This window comes from Streptomyces sp. NPDC060028, from assembly GCF_042736725.1.
GTDB lineage: Bacteria > Actinomycetota > Actinomycetes > Streptomycetales > Streptomycetaceae > Streptomyces.
Map to the genome: position 1 here is coordinate 49,455 of NZ_JBHWVJ010000040.1, position 23,402 is coordinate 72,856.

Annotated in this window: 19 protein-coding genes; 10 read left to right on the plus strand and 9 right to left on the minus strand. The window is 70.7% G+C overall.

All coding sequences use genetic code 11. The features are described 5' to 3' along the window. Positions 1–85 precede the first annotated feature (85 nt). The 8 genes from ACFWBF_RS20985 (at position 86) to ACFWBF_RS21020 (ending at position 9,357) form a co-directional block, all read left to right on the plus strand. Entirely contained in the window at positions 86–1,255 is a 1,170-nt protein-coding gene (locus tag ACFWBF_RS20985; protein WP_385603842.1) for a CopD family protein, read from the plus strand. 157 nt (positions 1,256–1,412) lie between these two features. Continuing rightward, a complete protein-coding gene (locus tag ACFWBF_RS20990; protein WP_385603846.1) occupies positions 1,413–2,105 on the plus strand; it encodes a hypothetical protein in 693 nt (230 codons plus the stop codon). 276 nt (positions 2,106–2,381) lie between these two features. Continuing rightward, positions 2,382–3,416 carry a saccharopine dehydrogenase NADP-binding domain-containing protein gene (locus ACFWBF_RS20995; protein ID WP_385603849.1) on the plus strand — a complete coding sequence of 345 codons (1,035 nt, stop codon included), beginning with the start codon at positions 2,382–2,384 and terminating at the stop codon, positions 3,414–3,416. 136 nt (positions 3,417–3,552) lie between these two features. Continuing rightward, entirely contained in the window at positions 3,553–4,260 is a 708-nt protein-coding gene (locus tag ACFWBF_RS21000) for an intradiol ring-cleavage dioxygenase (protein WP_385603851.1), read from the plus strand. Positions 4,261–4,315: 55 nt separating this feature from the next. Continuing rightward, positions 4,316–4,735, plus strand: coding sequence for a helix-turn-helix transcriptional regulator (locus ACFWBF_RS21005; RefSeq protein ID WP_385603853.1), 420 nt, complete (start codon positions 4,316–4,318; stop codon positions 4,733–4,735). Positions 4,736–4,745: 10 nt separating this feature from the next. Then, a complete protein-coding gene (locus ACFWBF_RS21010; protein WP_385603857.1) occupies positions 4,746–5,162 on the plus strand; it encodes a VOC family protein in 417 nt (138 codons plus the stop codon). Positions 5,163–5,238: 76 nt separating this feature from the next. Continuing rightward, the gene (locus tag ACFWBF_RS21015; RefSeq protein ID WP_385603860.1) at positions 5,239–7,638 is read left to right on the plus strand and encodes an ATP-binding cassette domain-containing protein; all 2,400 of its coding nucleotides are present in this window, start codon (positions 5,239–5,241) and stop codon (positions 7,636–7,638) included. Positions 7,639–7,920: 282 nt separating this feature from the next. Continuing rightward, positions 7,921–9,357 carry a nucleobase:cation symporter-2 family protein gene (locus tag ACFWBF_RS21020; RefSeq protein ID WP_385603863.1) on the plus strand — a complete coding sequence of 479 codons (1,437 nt, stop codon included), beginning with the start codon at positions 7,921–7,923 and terminating at the stop codon, positions 9,355–9,357. 97 nt (positions 9,358–9,454) lie between these two features. On the opposite strand, the gene ACFWBF_RS21025 is transcribed toward ACFWBF_RS21020, so the two are convergent. After that, on the minus strand, positions 9,455–10,126 hold the full coding sequence (locus ACFWBF_RS21025) for a transcriptional regulator (RefSeq protein WP_385603866.1): 672 nt from the start codon (positions 10,124–10,126) through the stop codon (positions 9,455–9,457). Between the two features lie 306 nt (positions 10,127–10,432). Between ACFWBF_RS21025 and ACFWBF_RS21030 the strand changes: the two genes are divergently transcribed. Continuing rightward, the gene (locus ACFWBF_RS21030) at positions 10,433–12,133 is read left to right on the plus strand and encodes an NlpC/P60 family protein (RefSeq protein WP_385603869.1); all 1,701 of its coding nucleotides are present in this window, start codon (positions 10,433–10,435) and stop codon (positions 12,131–12,133) included. Between the two features lie 210 nt (positions 12,134–12,343). Beyond that, positions 12,344–14,308, plus strand: coding sequence for a peroxidase (locus tag ACFWBF_RS21035; RefSeq protein ID WP_385603872.1), 1,965 nt, complete (start codon positions 12,344–12,346; stop codon positions 14,306–14,308). A gap of 45 nt (positions 14,309–14,353) precedes the next feature. On the opposite strand, the gene ACFWBF_RS21040 is transcribed toward ACFWBF_RS21035, so the two are convergent. From ACFWBF_RS21040 to ACFWBF_RS21075, 8 genes are all read right to left on the minus strand, one after another. Further along, the gene (locus tag ACFWBF_RS21040; RefSeq protein ID WP_385603874.1) at positions 14,354–14,752 is read right to left on the minus strand and encodes a nuclear transport factor 2 family protein; all 399 of its coding nucleotides are present in this window, start codon (positions 14,750–14,752) and stop codon (positions 14,354–14,356) included. A gap of 129 nt (positions 14,753–14,881) precedes the next feature. Further along, on the minus strand, positions 14,882–16,003 hold the full coding sequence (locus ACFWBF_RS21045) for a glycosyltransferase family 87 protein (RefSeq protein ID WP_385603877.1): 1,122 nt from the start codon (positions 16,001–16,003) through the stop codon (positions 14,882–14,884). A gap of 218 nt (positions 16,004–16,221) precedes the next feature. Next, positions 16,222–17,454: a serine hydrolase domain-containing protein gene (locus ACFWBF_RS21050; protein ID WP_385603879.1), complete on the minus strand. Its 1,233-nt coding sequence runs from the start codon at positions 17,452–17,454 to the stop codon at positions 16,222–16,224. A gap of 179 nt (positions 17,455–17,633) precedes the next feature. Beyond that, positions 17,634–19,085 (minus strand): argininosuccinate synthase, encoded by a 1,452-nt coding sequence (gene argG / locus ACFWBF_RS21055; RefSeq protein WP_385603883.1) that lies wholly within the window; start codon positions 19,083–19,085, stop codon positions 17,634–17,636. Positions 19,086–19,406: 321 nt separating this feature from the next. Then, positions 19,407–20,975, minus strand: coding sequence for an amidase (locus ACFWBF_RS21060; protein ID WP_385603885.1), 1,569 nt, complete (start codon positions 20,973–20,975; stop codon positions 19,407–19,409). Continuing rightward, a complete protein-coding gene (locus ACFWBF_RS21065) occupies positions 20,972–22,201 on the minus strand; it encodes an MAB_1171c family putative transporter (RefSeq protein WP_385603887.1) in 1,230 nt (409 codons plus the stop codon). Before ACFWBF_RS21065 ends, ACFWBF_RS21060 begins: the two co-directional genes overlap by 4 nt. A gap of 21 nt (positions 22,202–22,222) precedes the next feature. Next, a complete protein-coding gene (locus ACFWBF_RS21070; RefSeq protein WP_385603890.1) occupies positions 22,223–22,768 on the minus strand; it encodes a hypothetical protein in 546 nt (181 codons plus the stop codon). Between the two features lie 36 nt (positions 22,769–22,804). After that, complete coding sequence (locus ACFWBF_RS21075; protein ID WP_385603893.1) at positions 22,805–23,293, minus strand: hypothetical protein; 489 nt, start codon at positions 23,291–23,293, stop codon at positions 22,805–22,807. Between the last annotated feature and the right edge of the window lie 109 nt (positions 23,294–23,402).

The window sequence follows — 23,402 nt, forward strand, 5'->3', positions numbered from 1 at the left end:
CCCCGACAAAGCCGGAGATAACGGTTGAATCATGACCGCTTGAGCCGGACTCGAGTCCGTCGGAACTTAGGTTAGCCTGCCCTTTATGGATCTCATACACCTGGCTGCCTCGAACGCTTACACCACGCCTCCCCTCTGGCGCGTACTCACCAAGGCCGGCTACTTCCTCGGCCTGTCCGGTGCCATCGGCGCCACGGTGACCTACGTGGCGTCAGTGCGCCCCGCGCTCCGCACGCCCGAGGGCCCCGGCCACGACGACGTGAACGTCATCAGACGAAGAACGGCAGGGTACCTGGCCCGGGCCGGGGTCGTACTGCTCATCGCGGGCTACTTCCAGCTCGCCGGCCGCGTGGCCCGGGCCGGCAAGGGCACGCCGTTCGGTGACGCTCTCGCACCCGGGAAGATGTGGGACTTCCTCGTCGCACCGGCAGCCAAGGGCGCGTGGGTGGCACAGGGCACGATCTACCTGGTCCAGAACCTCGCGCTCATCCTCGCCGCCGCCACCCTGATCGCGCTGTTCCTTCCGCAGGCGCGCCGGCATCTGAACGCCCTCGCGCTGACCGCCCTGCCCCTGACACTCGCGGTGACGCTCATCGCCGCGGTGCCGGCCACCGCGCCGAAGGACGCCGACAAGGTGCTCGACCTCCTGTTCGGCCAGGCCCACATCATCAGCGGCGTGGTGTGGGTCGGCGGTCTGGCCCTCCTCGCCGTCCTGGCGGCGTCCCGGGGCCGGTTGGGCGAGAACGCCGGCGTGCTGTGGGCGGACCTGTGGCGTCGTTTCGCCCTCGTCGCCCTGATCTGTGTCGGCGCGGTGATCACCTCCGGGCTGTGGATGAGCTGGAAGCACGTCGGCGCCGTCAGCCAGCTGTGGACGACGACGTACGGGCTCTTCCTGCTGGTCAAGGTCCTCCTGGTCCTCGGCATGGTGACGGCCGGCGCCGTCAACCAGTTCTGGCTGATGCCCCGAGTCGTGAAGGCTCGCCGCAACGACGACACAGCCTCCCTCCTGCACCTGACGCTGCGGCACTTCCCGAAGGTGGTCTGGGGCGAGGTGGCGCTCGGAATCGCCGTCCTGGCCGTCGTTCCCTTCCTCGCAGGCTCCGCCCGTTCCGAGGCCGGCGACCCGGCCGCCGTGTCGAGCGGCAGCATCTTCACCGCGGGCGCCTTCCTCGTGCTCACCCTCGTGGCCTCGCTGTACGTCACCGTGAGGACCTCCGACGCCCTCGCCCGCCGCTCGGCTCCGACCGCCGCCTGAGAGAGGCGCTCGTTCTGTGTCCTTGGCCAGCGGCGTCAGTAAGGCTCACACCCACCCCACTCGATACGGCGGATCTTGCCGGAACGGAACTGCGGGTGCCGGATGGTGGGTAGCATCCGGCAGCAAACACCGTGAGGTATGAGGAGAGTGAGCCGCGATGGCCGACAAGCCGGACACCAAGCCCATCCACAGCGTGTACGCGCAGCGGTTCGCCGCAGATCTCGAGACCAATCGCAAGGAGCAGGAAGACGTCTCCGCGCAGATCCGTGAACTCGACGAGCGACTGAAGCAGTTGAAGGCCGACGAGGGTTGGCTCAGCGGCATCCAAGCCACACTGCCCGAGGGCGAGGGCGAGGGCGAGGGCCACAGCGAGGCCGAGGCCGGCCCGCAACTCGTCCACTCCCCCGGCGACGAGAACACCGCCGCGGTTGCCGAATCCGCCGGGACCGTTCCCCGGCCCCGGCGGGCCAGGAAGGCCCCGGGCGCCGCCGCGTCCGGCACCAAAGCCAAGGCTGCCCCGCGCAAGAGCGCCACTCCCGCGGTGAAGAAGACCACCGCGCCGAAGGCGGTCAAGACTGCGGAGCCCCCGCTGCGCGAGCTCGTCCTGGCCCTCCTGGTCGCCGCCGCGGAACCCCGTATGGTCAGCGAGGTCGGCACCGAACTCGCCGCGGCACACCCCGGCCGGCCCGCATCCACCCAGGTCGTCCGCAACACCCTCGAGGCCCTGGCCAAGAAGGGCTCCATCGAGAAGGAGCACAAGCAGGGCTCGGTGATGTACACCGCGCCCAAGCCCTCCGCGGCCGAGCCGGTATCCGACGCCCCTGAGGAGAAGGTGACGGCGGAGGTCTAGCCGCACCGCCCTTGTCGCCGGCCACCCGGCCCTGCCGGTCATCACGACGGCAGCGGCCGGGTCGCAGGGCGGCCGCCCGGATCAGCCGGGCCGACGCCGAGCACGAATGCTCCGGTGCACAGCGACGCGACCCGGGCCCCCCACCGTGACCGGCGGCCGGCAGCACGACAGTTGGCATGTCCGAAAGTGTACGGGTGTTGTCGTTCCGGACCATCACCGTCGGGTGACGACTGCGGCGAGACTGGATCCATCAGCACATCGAGATGCGGGGGAACCATGAGTACATCGGCTGCGGTAGTGGTCTACGGGGCGACCGGGCACACCGGTCGTTTCATCGTCGCCGAACTGCGGAGGCGTGGTTTCGCGGTCGTCATCTCCGGCCGTGACGCGGCGCAGTTGGAGGCGCTGGCCGCCGAGTGGGGCGATGTGGTGGTGCGTCCGGCCACCGTGGACGACGCGGACTCCCTGGACCGGGCCCTCGCCGGCGCGGCGGCTGTCATCAACTGCGCCGGACCGTTCGCGGTGACGGGCGGCCCGGTCGTCGAGGCGGCCCTGCGCGCCGCGATCCCGTACGTGGACGTGGCGGCGGAGATCGAGGCGAACGTTTCGACGTTCGCCGACCACGCGGAGGCGGCCCGGGAAGCGGGCACACCCGTGGTGCCGGCGATGGCGTTCTACGGCGGGCTGGGCGACCTGTTGGTGACCGCGGCGATGGGTGAATGGACCGCCGCGGACGAGGTGCACGTCGCGTACGGGTTGAGCAGCTGGCACCCCACGGCGGGCACACGGGCGGCGGGCCAGGTGTCCCAGGAACGTCGCGGTGGCCGTCGGCTGCGGTTCGCGGACGGCGCGCTGCAGTACCACGACGACAAGGCGGCCCGGCAGGAGTGGCTGTTCCCTGAACCTCTGGGCCGCCGTACGGTGTTCGCGGAGTTCACCATGGCCGATGTCGTCACCGTTCCCAGCCACCTGGCCGTGCCCGCGGTCACCACGTACATGACCGTCGAAGCCGCGGGGGACCTCGCCGGGGCGGACACGCCCGCGCCGGAGCCGGTCGACGCGCTGGGCCGGTCGGACCAGACGTTCGTCGTCGACGTCCTGGTCCGCGCGGGCGGCGTCGAGCGACGCGCCACGGCCCGTGGCCAGGACATCTACGCGGTCACGGCGCCGCTGGCGGTGGAGGCCGTCCAGCGGATCCTCGCCGGGCACACACGGACGACGGGCGGCGTGGCCTCGGCCGGCGCGATGTTCGAGGCGGCGGACTTCCTGCGGGCGTTGGCCCCGCACGTGTCGGTCGAGCTTCCGCACTGACCGGCCCGGCGCTCGTGTGGGTGGACGTGTCGGCCGGGGGGAGGTAACCGAGGGCCGTACGGCGGCGTGTCGAGGACCGGGGTGGGCCGGCTGCGACACGGTGGGGCCTGCACCCATCCCGAGCGAGAGGCTCGCCATGACCGCCGACAGCCCCTTGGACGCCCCCCGACGCACGCTGCTGCTGGCCGCCGGAACCACCGCGATCACCGCCTTGGCATCGGCGTGTGCCGGCGGGCAGACCGGCACGGAAGCCGTCGGGCGGGCTCCCACCGGGCTGGCCGTGACGCGCACACCGTCCGGCCCGCCCCTGGCATGCGTCCTCACGCCGAAGTCCTCGGAAGGCCCCTACTACACCCCTGACAGCCAGATCCGCTCCGAAGTCATCGAAGACCGCGAAGGGGTTCCGCTACGGCTGGACCTGCGGATCGTACGACCCTCGCACGGGTGTGGGCCGATGGTGAAGGTCACCGTGGAGATCTGGCAGGCCGACGCCTCCGGTACGTATTCACAAAACGGTGCCACCTACCTGCGCGGCACCCAGACCACTGACCAGGACGGCCGCGTGTCGTTCCGCACCATCGTGCCCGGCTGGTACGCGCACATCGCCCCGCACGTCCACTTCAAGGTGCGCCCCGACGAGCACAGGGAGGTCTCCTCCCAGCTGTTCCTGCCCGAAGAACTGCTCCAGGCGATCTACGCGCGCGAACCGTACTCCCACCGCAAGGCCCCCGCGCACCCCAACACCCGCGACGACCGGTTCGCGGCCAACGGCCCGCAGATGACGCTCAACCCGGTCAAGGACGGGGCCGGGTACCGAGCCACCTTCACGGCCGGCATCGCCTGACCTTGCCCCCGGTCTTGAACGACAGCGCCCGGCGCCACTGTGGGATCCTGGTCCTGTGACTTTGGAGGACCTCGTCCGGCTGCGCCGGGCCCGTGACCGGATGGACCGCGAGTACGCGGAGCCGCTCGACGTCCCGGCGCTGGCGCGCACCGCCCTCATGTCGGCGGGCCATTTCTCCCGCAGCTTCCGCGCCGCCTTCGGGGAGACCCCGTACAGCTACCTCATGACGCGCCGGATCGAGCGGGCCAAGGCGCTGCTGCGCCGGGGCGACATGAATGTCACGGACGTCTGCTTCGCGGTCGGCTGTACGTCCTTGGGGTCGTTCAGCTCACGGTTCACCGAGCTGGTCGGCGAGAGCCCCAGCGCGTACCGGGCCCGCAGCCATGACGAGGGCGCGGCCGTCCCGGCCTGCGTGGCCAAGATCCACACGAGACCGGTCAGGAACGGAGAAGCCAAACCTGACCCCCGCCCGTAGCGTGAAACGCATGGACATCAAGCTTTCACAGTGCTTCATCGCCGTCGACGACCACGACAAGGCGATCGTCTTCTACCGGGACGTTCTCGGCCTGGAGGTACGCAACGACGTCGGCTTCGGGGGGATGCGCTGGGTGACCGTGGGCGCGCCGTCGCAGCCCGGCGTGGAGATCGTCCTCGAGCCGCCCCTCGCGGACCCGAACGCCTCGGCCGCCGACCGGCAGGCCATGGCGGAACTGCTGGCCAAGGGCCTGCTGCGCGGTGTCATCTTCACGACCGACGACTGCGACGACACCTTCGAACGCATCCGCGCCGCGGGCGGCGAGGTGCTGCAGGAGCCGATCGACCAGCCGTACGGCGTCCGCGACTGCGCCTTCCGCGATCCCGCGGGCAACATGTTGCGCTTCAGCCGGCCGCGCGGGAAGTGACCGCGGGTCCCAACCGTCGCAGCGACCTCACCGACGAAGCCGAACAAGAAGCCGAAGCAGAACAGATGGAGACACGATGAGCACGGCCAAGAGGGCGAACACGCAGTTGCCTGCGCCGCACACTGCCGACAGCCACGACCTGATCCGCGTGCACGGCGCCCGCGTGAACAACCTCAAGGACGTCAGCATCGACCTCCCGAAGCGCCGGCTGACGGTGTTCACGGGTGTCTCCGGATCGGGCAAGAGTTCGCTGGTGTTCAACACGATCGCCGCGGAGTCGCAGCGGCTGATCAACGAGACGTACAGCGCCTTCGTGCAGGGCTTCATGCCCACACTGGCGCGGCCCGAGGTCGACGTACTCGAAGGCCTGACGACGGCGATCATCGTCGACCAGCAGCGGATGGGCGGCGACCCCCGCTCCACGGTCGGCACCGTCACCGACGCCAACGCGATGCTGCGCATCCTCTTCAGCCGTCTGGGCCGGCCGCACATCGGGCCGCCCAGCGCGTACGCCTTCAACGTTCCCTCGGTGAGGGCGAGCGGTGCGATCACCGTCGAGCGCGGTGCGAAGAAGACGGTGAAGGCGACCTTCAACCGCACCGGCGGGATGTGCTCGCGCTGCGAAGGCCGGGGCGCGGTCTCCGACATCGACCTCACCCAGCTCTACGACGACTCCAAGTCGATCGCCGAGGGCGCGTTCACCATCCCCGGCTGGAAGTCGGACAGCTTCTGGACCGTACGGGTCTACGCGGAGTCGGGCCTGCTCGACCCGGACAAGCCGATCCGCGAGTTCTCCAAGAAGGAGATGCAGGACTTCCTGCACCGGGAGCCGACCAAGGTGAAGGTCGAGGGCGTCAACCTCACCTACGAGGGGCTGATCCCCAAGATCCAGAAGTCGTTCCTGTCCAAGGACAAGGAGGCGCTGCAGCCCCACATCCGGGCGTTCGTGGAGCGGGCGGTCACCTTCACGACCTGCCCCGAGTGCGACGGCACCCGGCTCAGCGAGGGCGCCCGGGCCTCCAGGATCGGCCGGATCAACATCGCCGACGCCTGCGCGATGCAGATCAGCGACCTCGCCGAATGGGTCGGCGCCCTCGACGAACCGTCGGTGGCGCCGCTGCTCACGACACTGCGGCAGACGCTCGACTCGTTCGTGGAGATCGGGCTCGGCTACCTCTCGCTGGAGCGGCCGTCGGGCACGCTGTCGGGCGGCGAGGGGCAGCGCGTCAAGATGATCCGCCACCTCGGCTCCGCGCTCACCGACACCACGTACGTCTTCGACGAGCCGACCGCGGGCCTGCACCCCCATGACATCCAGCGGATGAACGAGCTGCTGCTGCGCCTGCGCGACAAGGGCAACACGGTGCTCGTCGTGGAGCACAAGCCGCAGACGATCGCGATCGCCGATCACGTCGTCGACCTCGGCCCCGGAGCCGGTACGGCGGGCGGCACCGTGTGCTTCGAGGGCACCGTCGAGGGGCTGCGGGCGGCCGGTACCGTCACCGGGCGCCATCTCGACGACCGGGCCGCCGTCAAGGAGAAGGTGCGTACGCGCAGCGGCGCGCTGGAGATCCGGGGCGCGACGGCGCACAACCTGCGCGAGGTCGACGTCGACATCCCGCTCGGGGTGCTCTGCGTGGTCACCGGCGTGGCGGGCTCGGGCAAGAGCTCGCTCGTACACGGGTCGGTCCCCGCCGGCGCGGGTGTGGTGTCGGTCGACCAGACGGCCATCAAGGGCTCCCGGCGCAGCAACCCGGCGACGTACACCGGCCTGCTCGACCCGATCCGCAAGGCGTTCGCCAAGGCCAACGGCGTGAAGCCGGCGCTGTTCAGTGCCAACTCGGAGGGCGCCTGCCCCACCTGCAACGGCGTCGGTGTCGTCTACACCGACCTGGCGATGATGGCCGGTGTCGCCACCACCTGCGAGGAGTGCGAGGGCAAGCGCTTCCAGGCGGCGGTGCTGGACCACCACCTCGGCGGCCGCGACATCAGCGAGGTGCTGGCGATGTCGGTGACCGAGGCAGAGGAGTTCTTCGGCCCGGGCGCCGGTGACGCGCACACGCCGGCGGCGCACCGCGTCCTCGGCCGGCTCGCCGAGGTCGGGCTCGGCTACCTCAAGATCGGCCAGCCGCTCACCACGCTGTCCGGCGGCGAGCGGCAGCGGCTCAAGCTGGCCACCCACATGGCGGGGAAGGGCGGTGTCTACGTCCTCGACGAGCCGACCACGGGCCTGCACCTGGCGGACGTCGAGCAGTTGCTGGGCCTGCTCGACCGGCTCGTGGACTCCGGCAAGTCGGTCATCGTCGTGGAGCACCACCAGGCGGTCATGGCGCACGCCGACTGGATCATCGACCTCGGCCCCGGCGCCGGCCACGACGGCGGGCAGATCGTCTTCGAGGGCACCCCGGCCGACCTGGTCGCCGCCCGCTCCACCCTCACCGGGGAGCACCTCGCGGCCTACGTCGGGGCCCGCTGAGGTCCGTACCAACCGCACCGGTTACTCGCGAGGAAACACGGCCGTTGGCTAGGGTGAGCGCCCTGCGGTCGAGATCCCTTCGAATCCCACCATCAAACCCGGGTTCGCTGTGTCGATCGAAGGATGTCCTGTCACTCCAGGACGGATACGCATGCAGAGCAACGCACTGTCGGACCACCGCCCGGCGTCGGCTCCGTGCGAGCCGGCCTGCCCTCGTCCTGTCACCCAGGGCTGGAGGGCGGCGGTCTTCTCATTCACCTACCTCGCGAAGGCAAGGCAGAGATGGCAACAGTGCCCAGACAGTTCCCTCGGCGCTCCCCCCGACAGTCCTCCCGACACGCGACACACCCCGTCGACGAGTTGCTCCCGATCCCCAAGCTCGCCCTGTACGGCTTCCAGCACGTGCTCGCGTTCTACGCGGCGGCCGTCATCGTCCCGGTCCTGCTCGGCAACGCCCTCGGGCTCAGCCGCCAAGAGCTCGTCCACCTCATCAACGCCGACCTCCTGACCTGCGGCGTGGCCTCGATCATCCAGGCCGTCGGCGTCTGGAAGGTCGGCGCCAGGCTGCCCCTGGTCCAGGGCGTCACCTTCACCGCCGTCTCCCCCATGATCGCCATAGGCCTGGGAGCCGGCGGCGGCACCGCGGGCCTGCTCGTCGTCTACGGAGCGGTGATCACGGCGGGCATCGCGACGTTCGTGTTCGCCCCGCTCTTCAGCAAGCTGGTCAAGTACTTCCCGCCGGTCGTCATCGGCACGATCCTCACCATCATCGGCATCACCCTCATACCGGTGGCCCTGCAAGACGCGGCCGGCGGCGCGCACCTCATCGGCACGCCCGCGTACGGAGCCCCGAAGAACCTCGCGTACGCCCTCGGCACCCTGCTCTTCATCCTGGTCCTCGTCCGGGTCGGCAAGCCGTTCCTCAGCAGCCTCGCCGTCCTGCTCGGGCTCGTGGCCGGAACGACGGTCGCGTGGCTCTGCGGAGACGTCGACTTCGGCGCGGTGGGTGAGTCCGACTGGTTCGGGGTCACCACGCCCTTCCACTACGGCCTGCCGCGCTTCGAACTGCTCCCGATCGCCGCAATGCTCGTCGTCATGCTGATCACCATGGTGGAGACCACCGGGGACGTCTACGCCATCGGGGAGATCACCCGCAAGAAGGTCGACGCCGACACGGTGGCCCGGGCCCTGCGCGCCGACGGCGTGGCGACGGTACTGGGCGGCGTCCTCAACTCCTTCCCGTACGTGGCGTTCGCGGAGAACATCGGCCTCGTGCGCATGTCCAAGGTCATGAGCCGGTACGTGATCGTCGCGGCGGGCCTGTTCATGGTCGTGCTGGGGCTGCTGCCGAAGGCGGGCAGCCTGGTCGCGTCGGTCCCCCACCCGGTGCTGGGCGGGGCGGCGGTGTCCATGTTCGGCATCGTCGCCGCGGTCGGCGTCCAGATCCTCGGGAAGGCCGATCTGCGCGAGGAGCGCAACACCCTGATCCTGGCGGTCAGTCTCGGCGCGGCGCTGCTGCCGACCACGGTCACGCCGTTCTTCGACCGGATGCCCGACGACGTACGGGCCGTGCTGAACAGCGGGATCACGTTGGGGGCCCTCACGGCCATCACCCTGAACCTGCTCTTCAACGTCTTCACCAGCCGGAGCACGATGGAGATCGACTGGGACGAGGTCGACGCCGAGGGCGACGGCGACATCGGAGCGGTCGCCTACTGACCCCCTGCCGCGGCGCCGGTCACGGCAGCGGGCCGGGAGGGGGCGCCGATACCCCTCCCGGCCCGCGCCGGTGTCCTCGTGTCCCCGTCACCCGGCGTCACCCGCCGGTCATGGGGTACGGAGAGGCCTCGCCCTCGTCGCCCATCAGCTCCCAGAAGTGGTCGACGAGACGGCGCAGATACGCCGCACGCTCCGTCGCGACCTCCTTGAGCCTGGCGTCGGCGTTGCGGGCGACCAGGTGCCCCATGTAGCGCTCGGAGAACCCGGAGAACTCCGCGTGCATCGTGCGCAGCGCGTCGCCCACGCTCGTCGCGTCCACCGAAACGATCTCCACCACGGGATCGACGTAGGCCTTCCAGCGCCCCGCGATGGCCGACCGCAGGTGCTCCTCCAACTCCTCGACGCGGCCCATGATGCCGATCAGCTTGCGCAGGGACAGGCCGAGGGCCTCCACAAGGACCCTGGTCTGCCGGGCGTCCCCGTGCCATTGCCGCGCCGACTCCGCGGCGCGGTACTCGTCCGGGTCCATGCCAAGGCGGTACGCGAGCCGCTCCGCGCTGAGCCGGCGGGCCAGCCGGAACTCGGCGAGCGTGCGCGGCTCGGTGCCCATGAGGGTGGCGGTGTCGCACCACAGCACATCGGCGAGCGCGAAGAGGTGCCGGTCGGACGGCACATGGGAGCCCTGCTCCCATGCCATGACCCACTCGGGGTGGACCGGGGTACCGCAGGCGGCCATGGAGTCGGCCACCTGCGTCACGGTCAAGCCCATGCGGGCTCGCGCGGATCTGGCCTCGGCGGGGGAAAACGGAGTGCTGTACACGTACAAGACACCTCGCAACAACCTTCGGGCGCGGTGCGCCCGAAGGGAAACGGAATGATGGATGAACACCAAGCGCGGGCACACTAACAGACGTTCAGAAGGTTGAAACCGTCTCAGTTCCTTTAATTCCAAGGAAGCGGGGGCACCGTCCAGCGCGAATTACGTCTCTAGGATCATCACTCCATGTCACATACTTCCCGCCGGAACGTTCTTGCGGTTTTCGCCGGTGCCGCCGCCTCCGTCCCACTCGCAACCTTGTCCGCCGCGGCCTCGCCCAGAACCGCGACGGCCACCGCGACCGCAACCGCAACCGGATCCCCATCCGCATCCGCATCCGCCGCGTCGCTCACCTCGCCGCGCTCCTCCGTCACGATCCGCCCGCTGGACCCCTCCTACTACACGCAGGTCTCCCTCGGTCCCCTCACCACGAGCGTGCTGCCGGGGACACCCGAACGCATGCAGGTGGCCTCGGGCCCGACGCGAGTGGCGGTCTTGACCAAGGGTTCGCGCACCGTCGTCCTGACCGGCCCCGAGCGCACCTTCACCGAGGACAAGCAGTCCTTCTTGGACGATTTCCAGCGCACGCTCCCGGACCAGGCGCTCCCGGTCGCCGACCGCAAGTACTGGGGCACCTCCCCGGGCGGCGGCAGCTGGTCCACGCTCGGACCGGTCGACTCCGACTTCTCGGTCGTCCCGGGCAGCGCCACGATCGCGCTCACCACGGATTACGCGAGCCGTCACGCGAGCCTCCGGGACGACGAGATCACCGACGTCGACGTCCGCGCGGTGGCCAGGTTCGACAAGGTGCCGACAGGTCAGGCCTGCTCGTACGCGCTGTCCTTCGGCTACCAGGACACCCACGACAACTACCGCGCCAGGCTGTCCTTCCTGACCTCGGGCGCGGTCGAGCTGCGCGTCGAGAAGGAGGTCGCCGACACGGTCACCCAGCTGACCACGGCCACCACCCTCGCCACGGCGGTGCCGGCGGGCACGAACTGGACGATCCGCGTGCGCCGCGAGGGGACCCGTATCCAGGCCAAGGCCTGGCGCACGGATTCCGCCGAGCCCGCCGCCTGGGCCGCGGACCTCACGGACTCCACCTTCGCCAAGGGTCGCGTGGGCCTGCGGGCACTGGCCAATCAGGGCTGCACCAACCTGCCGGTCAAGCTCGTCGTGAGCAGCTTCCGGGTGGACGCGGCGACCTGGCAGCAGCCTCCGAGCGTCACCCACGACGCCTGGGTGCGCGTCCTGCCCGCCCCGTTCGACGGGACCTGGAACTCGGCACTCGAGCAGATCGTGCGCGGCTGGGCCGGATCGCCGGCCCCCGACGCCCTGGCCTACGCGGCCATGTTCCTCCCGGGGGCGCCGGCCGTGACGAGCGAAGCGTCCCCCGTCGCGGGCAAGCAGGTGCTGGGCGAGGCCGGATACGGCTACCCGGACCCGCAGGGCTACCGCTACGAGGGCGCGGACTTCCACGAGTACATGAACGTCGGCTGGACCTTCCCCGACGGCACCTACACCGGCCCGTCCGGCAAGCAGGTGGGCAACCTCGACTGCTCGGGGTACGCGCGCATGGTCTACGGCTACCACATGGGCATCCCCGTGGCCGCGGGCGAGGACACCTCGAAGACCCGGATCCCGCGCAAGTCCCGCCACATGGTGGACTACGCGCCCGGCGTACGGATCGACCAGACGGACGGTACGAACCCGCCCGCCGCTCAGCAGCTCCAGCCCGGCGACCTGGTCCTGTTCAACGCCGATTCGGGCGACGACACGGTAACCGTCACCGTCGACCACGTGGGCATCTACCTCGGCCCTGACGCGGCCGGCAAGCGGCGCTTCCTGTCCAGCCGCAAGACCGGCAACGGCCCGACGATGTCGGACCTGGGCGGCGCCTCGCTCCTGGACGGCACCGGAACGTACGCGAAGAAGCTCCACACCGTGCACCGCATCTGACGCACGACGGGGTTCGTGCGGCGCGGCGCCGGCCACCGTCGCGCCGCACGAACCACCGAGGGGCGTCCCACCGCGCGAGGCGCCTCGACACCCGGCGCGCAGGGTGATGGTTCGTCACCCCCTCGGTGCGTCGGCTCGCGCGGGAGCAGGTGATCGCCCAGGGTGATGATCACCGGAATCTCGCCCCGCTCACCGTCCCGGAGGACCCGCATGCAGTTCACCCGCCGGACCGTCGTACGAGCAGGGGCCGGTACCGCCGCCGCGCTCGCCGTCGGTACGCCCGCGATCGCGTCCACGACCACGACCACGTCGGCGACCGCGACCGCGTCCGCCGCCGCGACGTCCACGCCCCGTGCCGCGGGCGCGGAACTTCCGCTGCGGACCGACGCCACCACGCAGGGCGACATCCTGGCGGGCTTCCGCAAGGACCACGCGTGTCTGCTGTTCGTGCACTTCCACGACACCAGAAAGGCACGCCGCTGGCTGGGGCAGCTCCTGCCCGAGCTCTCCACCACCGATCAGGTCACCCGCTTCAACGCCGAGTTCAGTGCGGCCCGCCGCCTGCGCAGGGGCGTGGACCCGACGTCGATGGCCGTCCTGTGGACCGGGATCAGCCTCACTCACGAAGGTCTGAGCTTCCTCGCCGAGAAAGCCCCGTTCCCCGCGGTCTCGCCCGGCACCACGGCGGAGGCCTTCCGTGACGGCGCCGCGGCCCGCTCCGCGCTGCTCGGCGACACCGGACCCAGCGCCCCGGACTCCTGGCTGTTCGGGGCGGACCCGGACGACGTCCACGCCGTCCTCACCCTCGCCGCCGACGACCCGGAGCGCCTCGCGGAGGCGATCGACGACCACCACGAGTCCCTCGAACACGCCGACGCCGAAGTCCTCTTCCGCCAGGACGGCGCGACCCTGCCCGGCGGCCTGCGCGGGCACGAGCAGTTCGGCTTCCTCGACGCCATCAGCCAGCCGGGCGTACGCGGCTTCGACGCGCCCGACCCCGAGACCGGTACGACCGTACGGGGCAAGCCCGGAACCCGTCTGGTGCCCGCCGGTGAGTTCATCGTCGGGCACGAGCGCGTCGGGCAGCGTCCCGCCGGGCTGCCCGCGTGGGCCACCGGCGGCTCCTTCCACGTGGTGCGCCGCCTGGCACAGGACGTCGCCGGATGGTGGAAGCAGGTCGACGAGTGCCTGGCCGAGCTCAAGAAGTCGGGCGCCGCCCCGGCCGACGCGAGCCCCAACTGGCTCGCCGCCCGCATGGTCGGGCGCTGGCCCGGTGGCGCCCCCGTCGCCACCTGCCCGGCGGCCGAGCGGGTTCCCGTACCCGGTGAGGACATCGACGGCGCGCTCGACTTCCACGACGACCTCCAGGGCTGGACCACACCGCTGTTCGCGCACATCCGCAAGAGCAATCCGCGGGGCGGGCTGACGACGGCTCCCGGGCGGCCGCCGCTGCCCGCCGCCGAAAGCGACTCCCGGCGCATCATCCGGCGCGGCATTCCCTTCGGCCCGGCCTACCATGCGGGTGCGGCTCCCGCGGGGCGCGGGCTGCTCTTCATCAGCCATCAGGCGGACCTCGTCGGACAGTTCGAGTTCATCGCCAGTCGCTGGAGCAACAACGCGGACTTCCCGCCGGCCCGGCACCCCCGCCCCGGCACCGACCCCGTCATCGGGCCCGCCTCGCCCGCCGCCTTCGAGTGCCCCTCCCCCAGCGGCAGCCGCGCCACCACCCTCGCCTTCGAGCGGTACGTCCGTACCGAGGGCGCCCTGTACGCCTTCACCCCCTCGCTCCCGACCCTGCGCGCCCTCGCCGCCGGCAAGCTCGACAACTCCATCGAGGTCCACCCCGGCACCGTGCTGCGCCCCGGCGACACCTTGGACGCCGCGGCGGTCCGCCTGCACTTCGACACCGGTGGCGACCTGATCCTCCAGGACGACGAAGGCCGCACCCTGTGGAACGCCGGCACCTCGGGCTCCGGCGCCGACGCCGTCTTCTCCGGCGACGGCGAACTCACCGTCCGTACCGCCGACGGCCTCACCGCATGGTCCTCGAAGACCGCCGGCCACAAGGGCGCCCGCTTCCTGATCCGCCCGTCGGGCGACGCCGTGATCGTCCAGGACGGCCACACCCTGTGGCAGGCACCCGGCCGGGAGGCAGCCGCGCACACGGGGAGGTGACACCCCTGACCGGCCCGCCCCGGGGGTGCGAGAGCGAGGACCGGATCAGTCGGTCACGGTGTCGCCGTGACGGTGGGCCACCCGCCATGCGCCGTCCTCGCGGCGGTAGACCTGGGTGGCCCGCAAGGTGTAGGTGCGCGGCTTTCCGTCGACGGAGGTGGAGGTGTGCTCCAGCCCGGCCGTATAGGCCATGTCGCCCAGAACGTCGTACGCCTGCAGCTCGAAGGCGTACGCCGTGCAGTCGGAGAAGCTCCGCCCGAGTGCGGCGAACAGCGCGTCGAGCTCCTCCTGGCCGTTGGCGTTGCGCCACGCTCCCAGCACGCTCACGGGCTCGTTGCGTGACCACAGCGCCCGGCGCGGAGCCGCGTCGCCGTTGTGCAGCGCGAGTTCCGCCTCGTACAGAGCGCTCTTGACCCACGCCAGGAATTCCTCGCGCTCGCTCATACCTTCATCATGCACCCGCGGCCCGGGCCGGCACCTTCGCGCCAGGGTCTGCGCACGACACAGGCCCGAACCGATGAGGGTCCGGGCCTGTGAAGAGCCTTGGTCGCCGTCCGGGCGGTGGGAGCTCCGTCAGACCGCCTGCACCAGGTCGTTTGCGGCCGGAGCATCCGCATTCGACTGCGCCGGCTGCGCGCTCACCTCCCGGCGGAAGAAGGCCCGGTGCAGGAGGACGAGGGAGAAGACCACGTTGACGGCCGCCACCGAGTACGCCCAGTTCACCACCACGTCGAACTTCCAGAACGTGAAACCGGCGAGCCGCGGGATGAGCACGAGACCCATCCACGTCGAACACGCCGCGGCGCCCACACGGGTCACCGAGGCCAGCAGGACCGGCAGCACGATGAAGAGGTAGTGGTCGAACGAGGGCTTGCTGGCGATCAGCGCGGCGAGCATCAGCATGGTGCCGCTTTCGACCAGGCGCAGGGCCTCGTCGCCCCCCTTGTTCCAGCGCCGCCAGGCACCGACGATCAGCGCGAGCGCGAGCAGCCCTCCGAACACCGTCGCCACGCTGCCGGGGACCCCGAGCCGCGGCAGCAAAGTGCCCAGCGAAGCATCGTAGGGGCGGGCGAAATCGTCCTGGCCGTGCAGGATGAAGGGGAGCGTCTTGGTGAAGAAGAGGCCTGGCTGAGCCATGATCGCCGCCGCGCCCAGGGCGAAGCCGAGCGGAACCACCGCAGCGGCCAGGAAGGCCTTCGGCCGGCGGGCGATCAGGAAGAGGAGCGCGAGCGGGACCAGCATGGGCTTGGTCGCGATCGCCAGCCCGACCACCACGCCTGCCCAGATCCACCGCGAGCGGTGGGCCAGCAGCAGCGCGAGCGGCAGCGCGAGGGCCGAGTAGGAGGTCCAGTTCCCGGTGAAGACCAGGTTCCGGAAGGGGCTGAGGAAGCACATGAACAGCACACCGAGCACCGCCAGCCGACTCAGGGCCGACACCCGGAACAGCCTCAATGCGAAGAACCAGCCACCCATGACCATGCCCCCCGTCATGGCGGGTACGAGCCAGGGCAGCAGTCGCGCGGGGACGTAGATCTGCGGCAGGGCGACGAGAACGGAGCTGGGGAAGTACAGGAACCGTTTGTCGGCGTAAGGAGGGCCACCATCGGCGAACGTCTGGGCGGCACGCACGACGAATGTGTTGTCCATCATGTTGCCCGGGCTGTGTCGCGCGGTGTAGATGGTGATGCAGAACATGGCAATCGCCGCCCCCAGCGCGGGAAGCGACGCCCGTTGGTGCAACCACGTCCTGTGCCCCGACGCGACGGTCGTTCGCATTCCCATACTTACCCTTCAGAATTCAAATGACTGGGGTGTCGCAGTATACGGCGGGCCTATGAGGCGAATTACTCTCAGCCTCGGCGCACGCGGCCGCTACCACCAGGCACTCGGGCGCGTCTGACGCCGCCGCGGAGTCATCGGCTCTTCGGGGTGGGGGGTTGGTGGCCGGGGTAGACGTGGTCGGGGGTGACGACGGTGGTGATCGCCTCGCCGAAGAAGGCGCTGGGCTCCTTGCCGTCGTGCAGGACGTCGGTGTTGAGGAGGACGACCAGGGTCGCCTGCGCCTGCGGCAGGTAGACGGTCAGGCTCTCGTACCCGGGCAGGGAGCCGTTGTGGCCGATCCAGCCCTGGACGTCGAAGATGCCCAGTCCGTAACCGGCGCCGGGAATGCCGATCGGGGTGGTCTTCAGGCGCTCGGCCTGCGTCGCGGGCGTCAGCAGCGTGCCGGTGGCGAGGGTCCGTGCCCAGCTGCGCAGGTCCTGGAGGTCGGAGATGATCGCGCCCGCGGCCCAGCCCCAGGACGGGTTCCAGCCGGTCGCGTCCACGATCTTGCCCGAGGTCGACTGGTCGGTGTAGCCGTGGGCGTGCGGTTCGGGGAACTCCGCGCCGGTCGGGAAGAGCGTGTGGTGCAGGCCGGCCGGTTTCAGGACGTCCTGTTCGATGACCTCGTGGAGCGGCCTGCCGGTGATCTTCTCCAGTACCAGGCCGATCAGGATCAGGTTGGTGTTGGAGTACTCGAACTTCTGCCCCGGCGGGAACTGCACCGGGTGCTTGAAGGAGTAGTCGAGCAACTGCTGTGGTGTGAAGGGGCGTTCGGCGCCGGTGTCGAGCGCGGCGTTGAAGGCGTCGTCTTCGCTGTAGTTGAAGAGCCCGCTGCGCATACCGGCCAGTTCGCGCAGGGTGATGCGGTCGCCGTTCGGGACGCCGGTGACGTACGTGCCGATGGTGTCGTCCAGGCCGACCTTGCCCTGGTCGACCAGTCGAAGGAGGGCGGTGACCGTGAAGGTCTTGGTCTCGCTGCCGATGCGCATGTCGAGATCGGTCGCCATGGGTGCGCCGGTCGTCTTGTCCGCGACACCGAAGGCCCGCACGTAGCTGCCCTTGCCGGGGGCCCACAGCCCCACGATCACGCCCGGCACCCGCGCCTCGCGCATGACCTGGCGTACGGCCGCGTCCAGTTTCGCCGCGACGGCGGGGGTCAGCTGCGGGAAGTCCGTACCGGTGTCCGGGGAGGGGGCGGCGTACGGGGCGGCCCGCGCCGGGGCGCTCGCCCCGTACGCGGTGCCCGCGACGGCCGGGGCGATGAGCACTCCCGCGGCGGCGACGGCCACGCAGGCCCGGCGCAGCCGCATGCGGGTGGGCGTCAAGGCGCGGCCTCCTGTCGTCCGAGGATCAGGGCAACGTCTCACCAGCCTAGGCCCGCGCCATCTCGGTCGCGCGGTGAGCCATTCGGCCGCATCACCCGCTGCCGTGCAGGTCAGAGCCCTGCGGCCCCGGACGAGCAGGTGCTCGTGCGGGGCCGCTGGACCGAGGAGCCGCCGCCCGGTCAGTCGGTGCCGAACTCCATCGCGGCGCGGTCGAGCATCTCGTCGTCGTCGCCCTCGACCTTGCCGCGGGAGGCGATGACCTCGGCGCCGCCTTCCGGCATCGCGCCGATCAGCCCCGTCGAGGCGGCCTGGGCCGCGCCGATGAGCGTGGCGTGCGTGTTGCCGACGATGCCGAGAGCCGCGTACTGCTCCAGCTTGGCGCGGGAGTCGGCGATGTCGAGGTTGCGCATGGTGAGCTGGCCGATGCGGTCCACCGGGCCGAACGCGGAGTTCTCGGTGCGCTCCATGGACAGCTTGTCCGGGTGGTAGCTGAACGCCGGGCCGGAGGTGTCCATGACCGAGTAGTCCTCGCCGCGCCGCAGCCGCAGGGTCACCTCTCCGGTGACGGCCGCGCCCACCCAGCGCTGCAGCGACTCGCGGATCATCAGCGCCTGCGGGTCGAGCCAGCGGCCCTCGTACATGAGGCGGCCGAGGCGCCGGCCCTCGTTGTGGTACTGCGCGACGGTGTCCTCGTTGTGGATCGCGTTGACCAGTCGCTCGTACGCGGCGTGCAGCAGGGCCATGCCGGGGGCCTCGTAGATGCCGCGGCTCTTGGCCTCGATCACCCGGTTCTCGATCTGGTCGGACATGCCCAGGCCGTGGCGGCCGCCGATGGCGTTGGCCTCCATCACCAGGTCGACGGGGGTGGCGAACTCCTTGCCGTTGATCGTCACCGGCCGGCCCTGGTCGAAGCCGATGGTCACGTCCTCGGCGGCGATCTCGATCGAGGGGTCCCAGAACCGGACGCCCATGATCGGGTCGACGGTCTCGACGCCGGTGTCGAGGTGTTCCAGGGTCTTGGCCTCGTGGGTGGCGCCCCAGATGTTGGCGTCGGTGGAGTACGCCTTCTCGGTGCTGTCGCGGTAGGGGAGGTCGTGGGCGAGGAGCCACTCCGACATCTCCTTGCGGCCGCCGAGCTCGGTGACGAAGTCCGCGTCGAGCCACGGCTTGTAGATGCGCAGGTGCGGGTTGGCGAGCAGGCCGTAGCGGTAGAACCGCTCGATGTCATTGCCCTTGAAGGTCGAGCCGTCGCCCCAGATCTGGACGTCGTCCTCGAGCATCGCCCGGACCAGCAGGGTGCCGGTGACGGCGCGGCCGAGCGGCGTCGTGTTGAAGTACGAGCGGCCGCCCGAGCGGATGTGGAACGCGCCGCACGTCAGCGCGGCCAGGCCTTCCTCGACCAGCGCCGCACGGCAGTCGACGAGGCGCGCGATCTCGGCGCCGTACGCCGACGCGCGGCCGGGTACCGACTCGATGTCGGGCTCGTCGTACTGGCCGATGTCGGCGGTGTAGGTGCACGGGACGGCACCCTTGTCGCGCATCCACGCGACCGCGACGGAGGTGTCGAGGCCGCCCGAGAAGGCGATGCCGACGCGCTCGCCGGCGGGCAGGGAGGTAAGAACCTTAGACATGGGAAGAGTATGCACTGCTACGCATGATCATGCAACGTGGCACTCCGGCCGTCCGGCAGTCGGCCCGGTCCGTCGCCGACCCGCCGCTGAGCCCGGCACTGACCGTTCGTACTGACTCTTCGTACTGATGCCCGACACCGGGACTTGGGGGACTAGGATGATCGCAGGGCCCGGGTACCGCATCCCCCGTCGGTATCCGGGCTCTTCATGTCTTGGCACAGATGCAGAGGGGCCCCAGGTTCGCCTGGGGCCCCTCTGCTGTGCGGGCTCGCCCCGCCCCACCCCCGTGGAGGCAGAACGAGCCCGGTCATGGGGGCCCGGTCAGTCGGTGAGCGCGGGCGGTCGCACGGGCTCGGGGAGCCGTCGCGCCAGGTGCTTGGCCACGTCGATGACCGTGCGGTCGGCCAGGTAGGGGCCGATGATCTGGATGGCCAGCGGCAGCCCGTCGGCGGTTTTGCCCGCGGGCATGACGAGGGCCGGGAGCTTGACGTGCCCGGCCAGGTTCAGCCATGCCGTCTGGTCGAAGTACGGGCGCTTCTCCCCGTCGACCGTGATGAACCTCCCGGGAACCGGGGTGGACGTCTGGTCGTCGACCGCCGCGGTGGGGGCGGCCGGGGTGATCAGGACGTCATGGGTCGCGAAGTAGTCGGCCCACCGCCCGCGCAGCTTCTCGCGGTCCTCGTTCGCTCGCAGCCAGTCCCTGTGTCGCATGGTGCGCGAGTGGAGGAAGAGGCCACCGGGGCTGTCGGCGGGGGTCTTGTCCGCTGCCGCGATGTCGTCGGCGAACCCGGCGTCGGTCGCGGTGGCGCCGGCCGTGGCGTACATGAGGCGCTGGAACAGCTTGTCGCTGTCGGCGAGGTTCACGGGCCGGGTCGCCTCGTCGACGGTGGCGCCGGCCGACCGCACGAGCTCGGCGACCTGCTCCAGGAGCCGGCGCGTGCCCTGGTCCACGTGGCAGTACGCATCGTCCTGCCATACGCCGACCCGGTAGTCCGCCAGGCGGCCGCGCTTCGGCGCCGGAAGGTTGATCTGCCAGGCGGCGGCCTCGGCCGGGGCCGGTGCGGCGAGCACGTCGAGAAGCACGTCGAGGTCCTCGGCGTTCCTGGCGACGGGGCCCAGGGTGAGCATGTCGGAGCTGGTGAGCCAGCCGGGCGGCCGGGGGATGTGGCCGCGGGTGGGCACGATGCCGCCGCTCGGGCGCAGGGCGTACACACCGCAGTAGGCGGCCGGCAGGCGCAGCGAGCCGGCGAGGTCGGACCCGACCTCGAGGCTCGTGAGGCCCGCGGCGACGGCGGCGGCCGGGCCTCCGGACGATCCGCCCGCGGTCCTGGCGTGGTCGTGGGGGTTGTTCGTCTTGCCGAAGACCGGATTCGAGGTCTGGATGTCCTGGCACATGACCGGGACGTTCGTCTTGCCGACGATCACGGCGCCGGCCGCACGCAGGCGCGCGACGGCGTCCGCGTCCTGGTCGGGGACGTGCTCGGCGAGGTCGGGGGAACCACAGGTGGTGCGCAGCCCCTTGGTCTCCAGGGCGTCCTTCACGGTCATGGGCAGGCCGTGCAGCGCGCCCAGCGGTTTGCCGGTCGCGGCCAGGTGGCGGTCGGCCCGGTCGGCGGCCGCGCGGGCGCCCTCGGCGTCGAGGGTGACGACGGCATTGACACCGGGGTTGGTCTTGGCAATGTGCTGGAGGTACTGCTCCAGCAGGGCCCGGCTGGTGGTCGTCCGCCGGCGCAGGGCCGCGAGCTGTTCACGGGCGGGCGCCAGGTGCAGGTCCGTACGGGGCGGCTTCGCCGCTCCGGTGCGGGAGCGCGCGGCCGCGGGCGTGGTGGCCATGGACGCCGCTGCGGCGATGGCCGTGCAGGCGACGAGCAGGGTGCGGCGGAGGATCACGAACGGGCTCCTGAGGTGGTGCCGCGGGACTCGGCGGCGTCGCGGCTCTCGGACGTGGACGTGGGCGGGGTGAAGTACAAGGCGACGCGCTGGAGGTGGAGCAGTTCGTCCTGCGTGGTGGGGAGGGACAGCTCGGCGTCGGCGTACTCGGCGGGGGTGTCGGCGGGTTCGTCGGCCGCGTGCCGGACCAGGGCGGCGTGGATCTGGTCGGCGGTGACGGCCGCGGCGAGTTCGGCGCCGGTGAGGCCTTCGGCCCGGCGGCGGGTCTCGGCGCGCTCCCGAGCGGTCGGGTCGAGGTAGCGGCGCATCAGCTTCTGGCCCTGGCGGATCTCGACGCGTCGGCGCAGCAGGGGGAAGAGGGCACTGCGGCCCCGCAGGACGTCTTGGCGCTGGCGGGCGGGGCGGCGCAGGGTGATGCCGGGGTCGGCCTGGTCGAGGGCGTGCCACAGCTGTCCCAGGCGCCGGTAGCGGATGTGTGCGGTGGCCCAGTCGCGGGCGGTGTTGGTGCGCCGGGCGACGGTCGGGATGAGGTAGCCGATCTGGGTGAGGGTGGCTCCGATGTCCCCGCACGCCCAGGCGAAGTCGTTCCATCGGCTGACACTGAACCCGGCTTCGGCCCCGATGATGCCGGCGATGCGGATGCCGCTGTAGCCGAGGGTGACGACGGCGCCGACGGTGACGAGGCGCAGGCTGAAGGCGATCGACCGGTTGGTGGCGGTGCGCGCGTACTTCCAGCAGGAGCGCGCCAGGTAGATCTCGGCGGCGCTGTAGGTGCCGAAGTACAGCAGCACGTACGCCTGGAAGACGGGGTCGTGCGCGTAGTACAGGGAGAAGTCGGTGGGCCTGGTCGTGGCGGGGGTGAGCAGGGCGAACAGCACCGACATGGTGGCGATGACCGCCGCGGCCGCGCAGAGCAGGAGGCGGCTGCGCCGGCGGGCTTCCCCGAGCGGCTTCGACCAGTACGCCAGGACGGTGGCCTGGAGCGCGAGGACGAGGATCACGCAGCCCTGGGCGATCGGCACGACGATGTTGGGGACACCGAAGACGCCGTCGACCCGCACCCAGACCGACGTGAGGGAGACGGCGTAACTGAGCGCCGAGAAGCAGTAGGTGAAGGCCAGGGCGACCAGTGCCCGGTCGCGCCGGCTCTTGCCCAGGTCGCGCACGAGGATGAGGAAACCGGTGCCGGCGATGGCCAGGCACAGGGGGTGAAGTATGTCTTTCACGGGTCCCGATTCGGTATTCGCTCAGCGCAGGAGCGTGCGGGCTATGGGGTCGGCTTCCCGGGAGTCGCAGGCCCGGGACGCGCTCAGACGCTCCTGCAGGAGGGATCCGAGCAGCTCGGCTTCGAACTCCTCCGGCTCGTTGTAGCGGGTCCGGCCGAGGACGAGCTGAACCGTGGCGGGGTCGATGTCGGTGATCAGACCGCCGAGGTTGGCCGCCTCCAAAGGGGCATTGCCCCGGTGGCGCTTGAGCATGTGCCCGAATTCGTGCCCGACGATGATCTCGGCGTGCGCGCGGCTGATCGCGGTGTCGTAGAACACGTAGTCCGTGTCGCCCGTGGCGAGCCACAGGCCGCAGGGGGCGGAAGCGTCCAGGGAGTCGGCATCGGCCGGATCCGAGGCGAACGGCATGAGCCGGATCGACCGGTCGAAGCGCTCCTCCATGAACGGCACGAGGTCCAGGACGCTGTCGACCGCGGGAAGGCCGAGGCCGTCCACGAACTCCCGGTTGCGGCGCTCGACTTCGTCGGCCTCGCGGTCGGATCCGCGGTTACGACGGCTGAGCCACATGGTGCTTCCTCTCCTCTTCGAGACGCCGTACACCGCTCACGGCAGGTCCCTTTCGGGGTCGGCGGGCAGACCTTCCTCTTTCCGTACGGCTTCGAGGGCCGCCAGGACCTTGCGCTGGCCGGCGGCGGACACGCCCATCGCCCGCAGGGCGATCTGCTCGACTCCGTTCTCCTTCAGCTTGCGCAGGATCTCGAACTGGGTCGCGATCTTCCGCGTGACCTCGTCCTCGACGAAGTAGGCGGCCTCGACGCCGAAGAACCGGGCGAGGAGGGGCACCATGGTGATGGTCGGCGTCCGCTTGCCCGCGCGCAGATAACTGATGTGGGAGCGCGTGTAGCTGTCCCCGCCGTACGACGAGATGGTGCGGGCCACGTGCGCGTTGGAGTACTCCTCCGCCCCGGGCGGCCGCACCCGGTCGAACAGGAAGTTGAGGCGGTCACTGAAGGAGGCACCGGGCCCGGGAACCGCGACCGCGGTCGGTCGAGGTGCGTCCGGTGCATCGGGTCTGTCTTCTGATTCCGCCACTGCGTGCCGCTCCCTGTCATCGGGCGTAACTATAGTTGACGCCCGTTGCGCGTAACTATAGTTGACGGCCGACACGAAACGGCCGCCCGCCCCGCGCGCGGGTGCGCGG

Coding starts and splice junctions, on each gene's coding strand:
- ACFWBF_RS21020 (WP_385603863.1), top strand. CDS start 7,921: ATGGCAACAGTGCCCAGACAGTTCCCTCGGCGCTCCCCCCGACAGTCC.
- ACFWBF_RS21010 (WP_385603857.1), top strand. CDS start 4,746: ATGGACATCAAGCTTTCACAGTGCTTCATCGCCGTCGACGACCACGAC.
- ACFWBF_RS20995 (WP_385603849.1), top strand. CDS start 2,382: ATGAGTACATCGGCTGCGGTAGTGGTCTACGGGGCGACCGGGCACACC.
- ACFWBF_RS21015 (WP_385603860.1), top strand. CDS start 5,239: ATGAGCACGGCCAAGAGGGCGAACACGCAGTTGCCTGCGCCGCACACT.
- ACFWBF_RS21035 (WP_385603872.1), top strand. CDS start 12,344: ATGCAGTTCACCCGCCGGACCGTCGTACGAGCAGGGGCCGGTACCGCC.
- ACFWBF_RS21040 (WP_385603874.1), bottom strand. CDS start 14,752: ATGAGCGAGCGCGAGGAATTCCTGGCGTGGGTCAAGAGCGCTCTGTAC.
- ACFWBF_RS21000 (WP_385603851.1), top strand. CDS start 3,553: ATGACCGCCGACAGCCCCTTGGACGCCCCCCGACGCACGCTGCTGCTG.
- ACFWBF_RS21025 (WP_385603866.1), bottom strand. CDS start 10,126: ATGGGCTTGACCGTGACGCAGGTGGCCGACTCCATGGCCGCCTGCGGT.
- ACFWBF_RS20985 (WP_385603842.1), top strand. CDS start 86: ATGGATCTCATACACCTGGCTGCCTCGAACGCTTACACCACGCCTCCC.
- ACFWBF_RS21070 (WP_385603890.1), bottom strand. CDS start 22,768: ATGTGGCTCAGCCGTCGTAACCGCGGATCCGACCGCGAGGCCGACGAA.
- argG (WP_385603883.1), bottom strand. CDS start 19,085: ATGTCTAAGGTTCTTACCTCCCTGCCCGCCGGCGAGCGCGTCGGCATC.
- ACFWBF_RS20990 (WP_385603846.1), top strand. CDS start 1,413: ATGGCCGACAAGCCGGACACCAAGCCCATCCACAGCGTGTACGCGCAG.
- ACFWBF_RS21045 (WP_385603877.1), bottom strand. CDS start 16,003: ATGTTCTGCATCACCATCTACACCGCGCGACACAGCCCGGGCAACATG.